Raw genomic sequence first — 12,398 nt, 5'->3', positions numbered from 1 at the left:
CCGGGCGGGCTACGCGAGCGTCCGCCGCATCGAGCGGTGCGCGATGCCCGCGTCCTGGAACTCGGGGCCGTACGCCGCGTATCCCAGCCGCTCGTAGAAGCCCAGCGCGTGCGACTGCGCGTGCAGGTCCACCACCGTGAGCCCGCGCTCGCGGGCCGCGTCCTCGACGGCCCGTACCAGCGCCACGCCGATACCGAGCCCACGCGCCTCCGCGACGACCGCCAGCCGTCCCAGCGAACCGACGGACGGGTCCCCGCCGGTCCTGTCGGCTGCCTCGGGCCCGTACAGCAGCCGCGCGGTGCCCAGCGGCACCCCGTCCGCGCGGATCGCGAGCAGCTGGAGCGCCCACGCGTCACGGCCGTCGTACTCGATGTCCTCGGAGACCCGCTGCTCGACGACGAAGACCTGCTTGCGGACCGCGAAGCACGCCTCGGTGTCCGCCGCTCCGGCCGCGATCCGCACCAGGAAGCCGGAGCCTGAGCCGCTGCCGGTGCCGTCCTCGCGCGCGGTCATCCGTTGCTCTCCGCCCTGACCTTGTCCAGCGCGCCCTGGAGGTCGTCGGGGTAGCCGCTGGAGTACTCCACCCACCGCCCGTCCGACGGATGCTCGAAGCCGAGCCGTACGGCGTGCAGCCACTGCCGCGTCAGCCCCAGCCGCTTGGCCAGCGTCGGATCGGCGCCGTAGGTCAGATCGCCCACACAGGGATGGCGGTGGGCGGACATGTGCACCCGGATCTGGTGCGTACGGCCCGTCTCCAGCTTGATGTCCAGCAGCGAGGCCGACCGGAACGCCTCGATCAGGTCGTAGTGCGTCACCGACGGCTTGCCCTCGGCGGTGACCGCCCACTTGTAGTCGTGGTTCGGATGGCGGCCGATGGGGGCGTCGATGGTCCCGCTCATCGGGTCCGGGTGGCCCTGCACCAGCGCGTGGTAGCGCTTGTCGACGACCCGCTCCTTGAACTGCGCCTTGAGCAGGGTGTACGCGCGCTCCGACTTGGCCACCACCATCAGCCCGGAGGTCCCGACGTCCAGCCGGTGCACGATGCCCTGCCGCTCGGCCGCCCCCGAGGTGGAGATGCGATAGCCGGCGGCGGCCAGGCCGCCGATGACGGTCGTACCGCTCCAGCCGGGGCTGGGGTGCGCGGCGACGCCGACCGGCTTGACGATCACCACGATGTCGTCGTCGTCGTGCACGATCTCCATGCCCTCGACGGGCTCGGCCACGATCTGTACGGGGACGGCGGCCGGTGGCATCTCGACCTCCAGCCAGGCCCCGCCGTTGACACGCTCGGACTTCCCGACGACGGCGCCGTCGACCTGGACCTTCCCGGAGGCGGCCAGCTCGGCCGCCTTCGTACGGGAAAACCCGAACATACGGGCGATGGCGGCGTCGACGCGCTCGCCCTCCAGGCCATCGGGCACGGGCAGCGTTCTGATCTCGGGAAAGCTCACCCGTCGAGTATGCCTTGTGGCCACAGGGCGCCGGACCGCATGTCCTCGGCCCCTCGGCCCCTCAGTCCTTGTGGACGGTCCCGTCGGGGTCGAGGCCCCGGAACGACAGCAGCACGATGAGGAAGCCGCCGCAGACGATCGCGGAGTCGGCGAGATTGAACACCGCGAAGTGCGCGGGCGCGATGAAGTCGACCACGGCGCCCTGGAAGACGCCGGGCGAACGGAAGATCCGGTCGGTGAGATTGCCCAGCGCGCCACCGAGCAGCAGGCCCAGCGCGAACGCCCAGGGCAGGCTGTAGAGCTTGCGGGCCAGCCGGGCGATCACCACGATCACGGCCGCCGCGATACACGTGAAGATCACCGTGAACGCCTCGCCGATACCGAACGCGGCGCCCGGGTTCCTGATCGCCTCGAACTTCAGCAGATCACCGATCACCTCGATCGGCTCGTGGTGCTCCAGCTTGGCCACCACGAGCATCTTGCTGCTGAGGTCCAGCAGATAAGCCACCACGGCGACGGCGAAGAGGGCGGCGATCCTGCGCTTCCCTCTGGGCTGTCCGGCGGCAGCCGCAGCCTCGTCGTCAACCTCCGGCGTACTGATGCGCTCCGCCTCTGCCACGTGAGTCCCTCAACCCTAGGTACCTGACTGAGGACGAGCGTACGGCACACGCGTACGCGTTCAGCCTCGACGTTCCTGCTTCTGCTTGTCCTCCACACAGAGTGTGGCCCGCGGAAACGCCTGCATCCTGGCCTTGCCGATCGGCTTTCCGCAGATCTCGCAGAGCCCGTACGTACCGGCGTCGAGCCGCTGGAGCGCCCGCTCGGTCTGCTCCAGCATCTCGCGGGCGTTGGCGGCGAGCGACATCTCGTGCTCCCGCGTGATGTTCTTCGTGCCGGTGTCCGCGTCGTCGTCACCGGCGCCGTCGCCCGAGTCCCGCATCAGCCCGGCCAGCGACGTCTCGGACGAGGTGATCTCGGCGCGCAGTCTGGCCGCCTCGCTCTCCAGCACGGCGCGGGCCGCCGCGACCTCCTCCGGCGTCCAGGGATCCTCGCCCGGCCGTACGGCCAGCTCCTCCGGGGGTGTGGCCGCGGCGCGCGCGGTGGGGACGGCCGTCGCGGCCCCCGATCCGGCCGCCGTACCCCCGCCGCCCGCGGTCTTCTTCGCTCCCACTGTGCTGGCTCCCGTCTGTTCCGCGGCCTGGGCCGCCCCCTCGGCCGCGGACGCGGCCTTCTTCGCGGTCTCACCGGCGGCAGCCCGGCCGGGCGCCGCCTTCTCGGCCGCGGACTTCTTCGCGGCCGTCCTCTTCGCCGGTGCCTTCTTGGTCGTCTTCTTCGCCGCGGACTTCTTGGCCGGTGCCTTCTTGGCCGGTGCTTTCTTGGCCTGTGCCTTCTTGGCCTGGGTCTTCTTCGCCGTGGCCTTCGCCGTGGTCCTGGCCGCGCTCTCGGTCGCCGGTTTCGCCGCGGTCGTCTTCTTCGCGGCGGACTTCTTCGCCACCATGGCCGCGGCCCCTTCACATAGGGTGATCTTGCTCGCGAATCGTGCTGGGACGATAAATCGACCCCAGCCCCGCGGCAACGGGGCACGCCGCCGGATCGACCCCTCCCCACGTCGGTGACAAGACCAGCCTGCCTCCGTTGTGCCCAGCTCGCCGCCCGGTAATCCGCCGGCGGGCCGCCGCCGATCCGCCGGCGAGCCCACCAGGGCCGGTATAACCATTCGGGTCATACGTTCGGCCGTACGGCGCTCCCGGCGAAATCCGGTCGGCCGCGCCTCGCCCGGCCCCGTACACTGGGCCGAGCGAGAGGCGTGGATGGGGACGAGTAGCGTCGTACGCGGCCATGAGCGACCCGGGGACGGTGAGAGCCCGGGGGCAGAGCGCGGCGTGAAGCATCACCCCGGAGCCGCCGGAAGAAAGCCCCGGTCCGACCGGAGCGAGTAGAACCGGCAGCGCGACCCCAATGAGGGGGCCACGGGCGGCGCACGTCCGGGGCCAAGGAGGGTGGTACCGCGGGAGCACTGCTCTCGTCCCTCCGACGGAGATGCCGCAGTTCCGCCGGAGGAAGCGCCCCATGACACCAGTGACCCCGCCCCAGTACCGCCAGGTGCCCGCCCAGGTCGACCTGCCCGCGCTGGAACACGCCGTGCTCGATTTCTGGCGCGAGAGCAAGGTCTTCGACAAGAGCCTCGAACAGTCCGAGGGCCGCCCCGAGTGGGTCTTCTACGAGGGCCCGCCCACCGCCAACGGCATGCCGGGCGCGCACCACATCGAGGCCCGTGTCTTCAAGGACGTCTTCCCGCGCTTCCGCACCATGCGCGGCTACCACGTCGCCCGGAAGGCCGGCTGGGACTGCCACGGCCTACCCGTGGAGCTGGCCGTCGAGAAGGAGCTGGGCTTCACCGGCAAGAAGGACATCGAGGCGTACGGCATCGCCGCGTTCAACGCCAAGTGCCGCGAGTCCGTGACCCGGCACACCGACGCCTTCGCCGAGCTGACGACGCGCATGGGGTACTGGGTCGATCTGGACGACGCGTACCGCACGATGGACCCGGAGTACGTCGAGTCCGTCTGGTGGTCGCTGAAGGAGATCTTCAACAAGGGCCTGCTGGTCCAGGACTACCGCGTCGCGCCCTGGTGTCCGCGCGACCAGACGGGCCTGTCCGACCACGAGCTGGCCCAGGGGTACGAGACGATCGTCGACCCCTCGGTCTTCGTCCGCTTCCCGCTCACCTCGGGGCCGCTCGCGGGCGAGGCGGCGCTGCTGGTCTGGACGACCACCCCCTGGACGCTGGTCTCGAACACCGCCGTCGCCGCGCACCCCGACGTGGAGTACGTCGTCGCGACGAACGGCGAGGAGAAGCTCGTCGTCGCCCGGCCGCTGCTGGAGAAGGCGCTGGGCGAGGGGTGGGAGGCCACCGGCGAGACGTTCACCGGCCGCGAGATGGAACGCTGGACGTACGACCGCCCCTTCACGCTGATCGACTTCCCGGACGGGACCGAGGCGCACTACGTCGTCAACGCCGAGTACGTCACGACCGAGGACGGTACGGGCCTGGTCCACCAGTCCCCGGCGTTCGGCGAGGACGACCTCAAGGTCTGCCGCTCGTACGGCCTTCCGGTCGTGAACCCGGTCCGTCCCGACGGCACGTTCGAGGAGAACGTCCCGCTGGTCGGCGGGGTCTTCTTCAAGAAGGCGGACGAAGCGCTCACCGAGGACCTGCGCGAGCGCGGGCTGCTGCTGCGCCATGTGCCGTACGAGCACAGCTATCCGCACTGCTGGCGCTGCCACACCGCGCTCCTCTACTACGCGCAGCCGTCCTGGTACATCCGTACGACGGCCATCAAGGACCGGCTGCTGGAGGAGAACGAGAAGACCAACTGGTTCCCGGACTCGGTCAAGCACGGCCGGTACGGGGACTGGCTGAACAACAACGTCGACTGGGCGCTGTCCCGCAACCGCTACTGGGGCACCCCGCTGCCCATCTGGCGCTGCGAGGACAACCACCTGACGTGCGTGGGCTCGCGCGCGGAGCTGAGCGAGCTGACGGGCACCGACCAGTCGGCGCTGGACCCGCACCGCCCGTTCATCGACGAGGTCACGTTCGGCTGCCCCACCGAGGGCTGTGCACTGGAGGCCGTCCGGGTCCCGGAGGTCATCGACGCCTGGTACGACTCGGGTTCGATGCCGTTCGCGCAGTGGGGCTACCCGTACAAGAACAAGGACCTCTTCGAGAAGCGCTACCCGGCGCAGTTCATCTCGGAGGCGATCGACCAGACGCGCGGCTGGTTCTACACGCTGATGGCCGTCGGCACGCTGGTCTTCGACAAGTCGTCGTACGAGAACGTGGTCTGTCTCGGCCACATCCTCGCCGAGGACGGCCGCAAGATGTCCAAGCACCTGGGCAATATCCTCCAGCCGATCCCGCTGATGGACCAGCACGGCGCCGACGCGGTCCGCTGGTTCATGGCCGCCGGCGGCTCCCCGTGGGCGGCCCGCCGGGTGGGCAACGGCACGATCCAGGAGGTCGTCCGCAAGACGCTGCTCACGTACTGGAACACCGTCGCCTTCCAGGCCCTGTACGCGCGCACCTCCAACTGGGCGCCCAGCGAGGCCGATCCGGCGCCGGCCGACCGCCCGCTGCTCGACCGCTGGCTGCTGAGCGAGCTGCACGCGCTGGTCGACCAGACCACGCAGGCGATGGAGGCGTACGACACCCAGCGCACCGGCAAGCTGCTGTCGGCCTTCGTCGACGATCTCTCCAACTGGTACGTACGCCGCTCGCGCCGCCGCTTCTGGCAGGGCGACAAGGCGGCGCTGCGCACGCTGCACGAGGTGGTCGACACGGTCACGCGGCTGATGGCCCCGCTGACCCCGTTCATCACCGAGCGGGTCTGGCAGGACATGATCGTGCCGGTGACGGCCGAGGCGGAGGAGTCGGTCCATCTGGCCGGCTGGCCGCAGGCCGACCTCACGGCGATCGATCCGGCGCTCTCGCGCCATATGACGCTGGTACGCAGGCTGGTGGAGCTGGGCCGCGCGACGCGCGCCGAGTCGGGCGTGAAGACCCGCCAGCCGCTGTCCCGCGCGCTGATCGCGGCGACGGGCTTCGAGGACCTCTCCCCCGAACTGCGCGCCCAGATCACCGAGGAGCTGAACGTCTCCTCGCTGGCGACGCTCGCCGAGGTGGGCGGCTCACTGGTCGACACCACGGCCAAGGCGAACTTCCGCGCGCTGGGCAAGCGCTTCGGCAAGGGCGTCCAGGCGGTGGCCAAGGCCGTGGCGGAAGCGGACGCGGCGGCCCTGTCCGCCGCGCTGCGCGACGGTACGGCCACGGTGACCGTGGACGGCGAGGCGATCTCGCTCGCCCCCGACGAGGTGATCATCACGGAGACCCCGCGCGAGGGCTGGTCGGTCGCCTCGGACTCCGGCGCGACGGTCGCCCTGGACCTGGAGATCACCCCGGAACTGCGCCTGGCGGGCCTGGCCCGTGACGCGATCCGCCTCATCCAGGAGGCCCGCAAGAACAGCGGCCTCGACGTGGCGGACCGCATCGCGGTCCGCTGGACGGCGTCGTCCCCGTCCACCACGGAGGCCCTGACGGCCCACGCCCCGCTGATCTCGGAGGAGGTCCTCGCGACGGACTTCGCCACGGGCGAAGCGGACGAGGCGTACGGCGCCCCCTTCACGGACGAGGGCCTGTCGCTCACGTTCCGCCTCCGCAAGATCTGACACCCCGGTCCGGGCCCCCGGTCCGCGCCAGAACGGCGCGGCCCGGGGGCCCGCGCGTGAGGCCGCGCCCCGCCCCCCCCAGGAGCCCAGCACGGCGAAACCACAGCGCGGGAAGCGCGGGGCTGCACCGGGGCACGCCCCGGTGCCGAGAAGGGGCGGGCCAGGGGACAACCCCACACAGCGGCCCACACCCGCACCCGCACGATGGCGCCGGACACCCGGCGCCGCGAAGCGGGCGCCCAGGGACGCGGGGCCAACCCCCGCCCCCCACCCCACCGGAACACCGGAGGCCGGGGTCCGGGGCTCGCCCCGGTTTCGGGAAGGGGCGGGCCAGGGGACAACCCCGCGCAGCGGCCCACGCCGACGGCCACCGCACCCGCACCCGCACCCGCACCGGAACCCCCGCCCGCCCACAAAAAGGGGCTGGGCCCGGGGTGAAAACCCCGGGCCCAGCCCCTCAGCCTGCCGACGGCTACGCGCTGCTCGCGCGCACGCCGCCCGTCAGTTGTCGTCCTCGTCGATCAGGAAGCCCCGCATCGGCGACGGCGCCTGCTGCATCGGCTGCGGCGCCTGCGGCCGCACCGGTGCCATCGGCTGGGTCATCGCCGGCGACATCTGCTGCTGACCGCCGTACGACGGACCCGGCGAGGGCGTGTGGCCGCCCATGGATCCACCCATGGAACCGCCCATGGACGGGTTGCCCATGCTGTGTCCCATCGCACCCGCACCGGCCGGAGCCATGGAAGGCGACGGCGGCAGCGACGCGGTCGCCGGGGTCCGCGGCGGGGCCAGCGAGTCGTCGGCCTGGGTCTCCAGCTGACGCAGCTGGCTCTCCAGGTAGGACTTCAGCCGCGTACGGTACTCGCGCTCGAAGCCGCGCAGGTCCTCGACCTTGCGCTCCAGCGTCGCGCGCGCGGACTCCAGGGAGCCCATCGCCACGCGGTGCTTCTCCTGCGCGTCCCGCTCCAGAGCGTCCGCCTTGGCACGTGCGTCCCGCTCCAGACCCTCGGCACGGCTGCGCGCCTCACCGACGATCTTGTTGGCCTCGGAGCGCGCCTCGGCGATCGCCTGGTCGGCGGTCTGCTGGGCGAGCGAGAGGACCCGCGCGGCACTGTCGCCGCCGGGGCCCTGACCGGGCTGCTGCATCCCCGGGCCGTGGCCGCCCATGGGGCCGCCCATCGGTCCACCCATGGGACCGCCCTGCTGCATGGGACCGCCCTGCATCGGACCGCCCTGGCCCATGGGGCCGCCCTGCTGCATGGGACCGCCCTGCATCGGGCCACCCTGCTGCATGGGGCCGCCCTGGCCCATCGGTCCGGGGCCGTGCTGACCCCGCGGGTCATGACCCTGCGGACCGGGGCCGTGACCGTGCGCGCTCGGACCCGCGGGCAGCTGCGGAGCACCACCGGGCAGCTGGGGGGGACCCATCTGCGGGGGCTGCTGCTGCTGCGGCGGTCCGGATATGGCGGCGGGTACCGGGGCACCCGGCCGTTCCTGCTGTTCGGGTGGCTTCCGCATACCCTGCTGCTGTTGGTTCTGCGCGGCGGCACGCGTGGCGGCGGCCAGCTTGGCGCGCAGGTCCTCGTTCTCGCGGAGCAGGCGGGTCAGTTCGGCCTCGACCTCGTCGAGAAAGGCATCGACCTCGTCCTCGTCGTAGCCTTCTCGGAGGCGGACGGTCGTGAACTGCTTGTTCCGCACGTCCTCAGGGGTCAACGGCATCTCTACTTCACCTCTACGTAGTCGTCGGCAGTCGGCAAGACCGTATCGTTCACATTCCCCTCGCCAGGTTGCTCACAAGCGAGATCAGGATGTAAACGATGATCATCAGAACGAAGAAGGACAGGTCGAGTGCCACGCCCCCGAGACGCAACGGCGGGATGAACCGCCGCAGAAGCTTGAGCGGTGGATCGGTGACAGTGTAGGTGGCCTCCAGAACGACCACCATCGCCTTGCCGGGCTGCCATGAGCGGGCGAACTGGAAGACGTAGTCCATGACCAACCGGAAAATAAGCACGATGAGGAAGCACATCAGCGCGATGTAAACCACCTGTAGTGCGACGCCCATCCCGCTGCTTCCCTCTCCCCTGGCTCACTCTGGTCCGGCCGCCCGCCGGGTTGTTTCCCGCCGTGCGACCGGGTCGTTCCCGGTGCTGCTTCCTAGCTCTGGTTGAAGAACCCGCCCTCTGCGATGCGGGCCTTGTCCTCCGCCGTGACATCGACGTTAGCAGGAGACAGCAGGAACACCTTCTGGGTCACTCGCTCAATGCTGCCATGGAGACCGAAGACAAGTCCCGCGGCAAAGTCGACAAGTCGCTTCGCATCGGTGTCGTCCATCTCGGTCAGATTCATGATCACTGGAGTGCCCTCGCGGAAGTGTTCCCCGATAGTACGGGCCTCGTTGTAGGTCCTCGGGTGCAGCGTGGTGATGCGGTAGGGCTCCCGCTCGGACACAACCTTGGGCATGATCACCGGTGCGTTCTTCTCCAGACTCGGACGTTCAGGTGTGATGGACGCCACGGGGGCGATTCGTGCGGGACGTCCGCTTTCTGCCGCTAGCGACACCGGCTCGCGCTCGCGCTCGCGCTGCGCGGGTGGCTGGGGCACCCGTACCGGCTCTTCCCGCTCCGGCTGGCGCACGGGCTGGTGGCGCCGGTGCTCCCGCTCGGGCTCCGGCTCGGGTTCGAAATCGTCGTCGGGGTCGAAGCCCCGGCCGTCGTACCCATCGTCCTCCACGAGGCCGAGGTAGACCGCCATCTTGCGCATCGCGCCGGCCATGCTCTGAGTCCTCCGCTCTGTGGTGGATCGGCCTCGTCACCAAGTGCCCGCGATCCACTAGGCCTGTCCGCTTTTTGGCGAAATGACCATATTTTCTGCCGTGGTCCGACTTTCTTCGCGACGTTACCCGAGGCTGGGTCGGACTCCGAGTACCGCCGTACCGACGCGTACATGTGTCGCACCGGCCTTCACGGCGTCCTCGAGGTCCGCACTCATCCCTGCTGAGACCATGTTCGCAGCCGGATGGTCCGCGCGTAGGCGGGATGAGAATTCCAGCAGCCGCTCGAACGCCGCCTGTTGCCGTCCCGCGTACGGTCCGGCGAGCGGCGCCACGGTCATCAGACCGCCGAGCCGCAGTCCTGGCGAACCGGCCACCGCTGTGGCCAACTCCTCAATTCCGTCGGGTGCCGTGCCGCCCCGCTCACCGCGCTCACCGGACTCCGCGTCGAGGGCGACCTGAATCAGACAGGTCAGCTCGCGGTCCGCGCGCACCGCCGCGGCGGAGAGAGCGGACACGAGCTTGAGCCGGTCGACAGACTGCACGACTTCGGCGTAACTGGCTACGGAACGGACCTTGTTCGTCTGCAATTGACCAACAAAATGCCAGGTCAGCGACAAATCCGCACAGGCAGCCGCCTTGGGCGCGGCATCCTGGTCACGGTTCTCGGCGACGTGCCGCACACCGAGTTCATGGAGCAGCCGGACATCGCTCGCGGGGTAGGTCTTGGTGACCACGATCAGGGTCACCTCGTCCCGCGCGCGCCCGGCGGCGGCGCAGGCGGAGGAGATACGTTCCTCCACCATCGCCAGATTCGCGGCGAGTTCGGTCTTCCGGTCCTTCATGTGCTTATCAGTCCAGCCAGACATAGCCGGCGAGCCGTCCGGTGGTGCGGTCGCGGCGGTACGAATAGTGGTCGTCCGACTCCAGTGTGCAGACCGCCGAGCGCTGCCGGTCACGGACCCCGAGCGCGTCGAGCTGTGCGTGGACCCCGGCGACGACATCCACGGCCGGGGTGGACCAGCTGGTCTCGGAGTGGGCCTCCGGTACGACGGCGGCGACCTCGTCCCGCATCCGCGCCGGGACTTCGTAGCAGCGACCGCAGACGGCCGGTCCGGTACGGGCGGTGATCCGGGACGGTTCCGCGCCGAGTGTGATCATCGCCTCGACGGCGGCCGGGACGATCCCGGCGACCAGACCGGGACGGCCGGCGTGGGCGGCGGCCGCGACCCCGGCGACCGGGTCGGCCAGCAGCAGCGGAACGCAGTCCGCGGTGAGTACGGCGAGTGCCAGTCCGCTGCGCGGTGTGACGATCGCGTCGACGGCCGGGATGTCGGCGCTCGTCCACGGCCCTTCGACGACGGTCACATCGCGGCCGTGCACCTGGTTCATCCAGACGACCCGCGCGGGGTCGAGCGCCAGCGCCTTCGCGGCGAGTTCCCGGTTGGTGCGTACGGCCCCGGGGTCGTCGCCGACCGCGCCGCCGAGATTGAGCTGATCGTACGGAGCGGCGCTCACCCCGCCCCACCGGTCGGTGAAGGCGAAGTGCGCGCCGCTCCGTGTTTCGTGCTGTCGTATCACTTCAAGAAGTCCGGAACGTCCAGCTCCTCGGCCTGGCTGTCCTGGTAGGGACGGGCCGGGGGAACCTGCGGCGGGTTCACCGGGGAGAGCGGCTTCTCGTTGATCGCGGGAATGGGCTCGGACTTGACCGGGATGTCCTCGCGCGGCGGTACGGTGCCCAGTCCGCCCGAGGAGCGGCCCGTGTCCGAGGACCGGGAGGGCGCCGTCTGCTCGTCGCGCTTCGAGGAGCCCGCGCCGAGTACGGTCTCGCGCCGGGTCGGCGGCTGTCCGCCGTCGAAGCCGGCCGCGATCACGGTGACCCGTACCTCGTCGCCCAGGGCGTCGTCGATGACGGCGCCGAAGATGATGTTGGCCTCGGGGTGGGCCGCCTCGCTGACCAGCTGCGCCGCCTCGTTGATCTCGAAGAGACCGAGGTCGGAACCGCCGGAGATGGAGAGCAGGACACCGCGGGCGCCGTCGATGGACGCTTCGAGGAGCGGCGAGGAGATCGCCATCTCGGCGGCGGCCACCGCGCGGTCGTCGCCGCGGGCCGAGCCGATGCCCATGAGCGCGGAGCCCGCCTCGGACATCACGGACTTGACGTCGGCGAAGTCGAGGTTGATCAGGCCGGGGGTGGTGATGAGGTCGGTGATGCCCTGGACACCCGACAGCAGCACCTGGTCCGCGGACTTGAACGCGTCGAGGACGCTGACCTGGCGGTCCGAGATGGACAGCAGCCGGTCGTTGGGGATGACGATGAGGGTGTCGACCTCTTCGCGGAGTTCGGCGATGCCGTCCTCCGCCTGGTTCGCGCGGCGACGGCCCTCGAAGGTGAACGGGCGGGTGACCACACCGATCGTGAGGGCGCCGAGCGAGCGGGCGATATTGGCGACGACGGGCGCGCCGCCGGTGCCGGTGCCGCCGCCCTCGCCGGCGGTGACGAAGACCATGTCGGCCCCCTTGAGGACCTCCTCGATCTCCTCGCGGTGGTCCTCTGCCGCCTTGCGGCCGACTGCCGGGTTGGCTCCGGCGCCGAGGCCACGGGTGAGTTCACGGCCGACGTCGAGCTTGACGTCGGCGTCGCTCATCAACAGGGCTTGCGCGTCGGTGTTGATCGCGATGAACTCAACGCCCTTGAGGCCGACCTCGATCATTCGGTTGATGGCATTGACACCACCGCCGCCGACACCGATGACCTTGATGACTGCGAGGTAGTTCTGCGGTGCTGCCACGTCGAAGGCCTCTCGCCTCGAGTTACGTGTCGTCGCTTCGCTGATGTGGCGCCGCGACGACTGATGCCGATGGGACGGTCCGAAACGCCGACCCAAACCCTCACGTTGAAGTTCAGGGTTACCAGTGTGTCCGCTTCTTGGACTCTTCCGAAC

Annotated in this window: 11 protein-coding genes; 1 reads left to right on the top strand and 10 read right to left on the bottom strand. The window is 70.3% G+C overall.

The genetic code is table 11. The features are described from left to right. Window positions 1–9: 9 nt before the first annotated feature. The 4 genes from ACIOGX_RS09455 to ACIOGX_RS09440 all read right to left on the bottom strand — a co-directional run bounded on the left by ACIOGX_RS09455 (window position 10) and on the right by ACIOGX_RS09440 (window position 2,949). Window positions 10–513, bottom strand: a complete 504-nt coding sequence (locus ACIOGX_RS09455) for a GNAT family N-acetyltransferase (protein ID WP_401911626.1) — start codon at window positions 511–513, stop codon at window positions 10–12. Beyond that, window positions 510–1,451, bottom strand: a complete 942-nt coding sequence (locus ACIOGX_RS09450) for an RluA family pseudouridine synthase (protein ID WP_129766840.1) — start codon at window positions 1,449–1,451, stop codon at window positions 510–512. The genes ACIOGX_RS09455 and ACIOGX_RS09450 overlap by 4 nt, the downstream gene beginning before the upstream one ends. A gap of 61 nt (window positions 1,452–1,512) precedes the next feature. After that, entirely contained in the window at window positions 1,513–2,070 is a 558-nt protein-coding gene (lspA, locus tag ACIOGX_RS09445) for a signal peptidase II (RefSeq protein WP_129766841.1), read from the bottom strand. Window positions 2,071–2,130: 60 nt separating this feature from the next. Continuing rightward, on the bottom strand, window positions 2,131–2,949 hold the full coding sequence (locus tag ACIOGX_RS09440) for a TraR/DksA family transcriptional regulator (RefSeq protein ID WP_401911621.1): 819 nt from the start codon (window positions 2,947–2,949) through the stop codon (window positions 2,131–2,133). A 581-nt stretch (window positions 2,950–3,530) separates the two neighbouring features. On the opposite strand from ACIOGX_RS09440, the gene ileS reads away from it, so the two are divergent. Further along, entirely contained in the window at window positions 3,531–6,680 is a 3,150-nt protein-coding gene (gene ileS, locus ACIOGX_RS09435; protein ID WP_401912054.1) for an isoleucine--tRNA ligase, read from the top strand. 501 nt (window positions 6,681–7,181) lie between these two features. Here ileS and ACIOGX_RS09430 read toward each other — a convergent pair. The 6 genes from ACIOGX_RS09430 to ftsZ form a co-directional block, all read right to left on the bottom strand. Next, the gene (locus ACIOGX_RS09430; RefSeq protein ID WP_356507255.1) at window positions 7,182–8,399 is read right to left on the bottom strand and encodes a DivIVA domain-containing protein; all 1,218 of its coding nucleotides are present in this window, start codon (window positions 8,397–8,399) and stop codon (window positions 7,182–7,184) included. A 49-nt stretch (window positions 8,400–8,448) separates the two neighbouring features. Beyond that, a complete protein-coding gene (locus ACIOGX_RS09425; protein ID WP_030353517.1) occupies window positions 8,449–8,745 on the bottom strand; it encodes a YggT family protein in 297 nt (98 codons plus the stop codon). Window positions 8,746–8,837: 92 nt separating this feature from the next. Beyond that, on the bottom strand, window positions 8,838–9,455 hold the full coding sequence (locus tag ACIOGX_RS09420; protein ID WP_356507253.1) for a cell division protein SepF: 618 nt from the start codon (window positions 9,453–9,455) through the stop codon (window positions 8,838–8,840). 123 nt (window positions 9,456–9,578) lie between these two features. Continuing rightward, window positions 9,579–10,298 carry a YggS family pyridoxal phosphate-dependent enzyme gene (locus ACIOGX_RS09415; RefSeq protein WP_401911617.1) on the bottom strand — a complete coding sequence of 240 codons (720 nt, stop codon included), beginning with the start codon at window positions 10,296–10,298 and terminating at the stop codon, window positions 9,579–9,581. Between the two features lie 7 nt (window positions 10,299–10,305). After that, a complete protein-coding gene (gene pgeF / locus ACIOGX_RS09410; protein WP_401763137.1) occupies window positions 10,306–11,034 on the bottom strand; it encodes a peptidoglycan editing factor PgeF in 729 nt (242 codons plus the stop codon). Beyond that, window positions 11,031–12,245 (bottom strand): cell division protein FtsZ, encoded by a 1,215-nt coding sequence (gene ftsZ / locus ACIOGX_RS09405; protein ID WP_401911614.1) that lies wholly within the window; start codon window positions 12,243–12,245, stop codon window positions 11,031–11,033. The genes pgeF and ftsZ overlap by 4 nt, the downstream gene beginning before the upstream one ends. Between the last annotated feature and the right edge of the window lie 153 nt (window positions 12,246–12,398).

Source organism: Streptomyces sp. NPDC088147 (genome assembly GCF_044741565.1).
Lineage (GTDB): Bacteria > Actinomycetota > Actinomycetes > Streptomycetales > Streptomycetaceae > Streptomyces.
The sequence above is the reverse complement of the archived record's forward strand: the minus strand, read 5'-3'. Positions and strand labels throughout refer to the sequence as shown.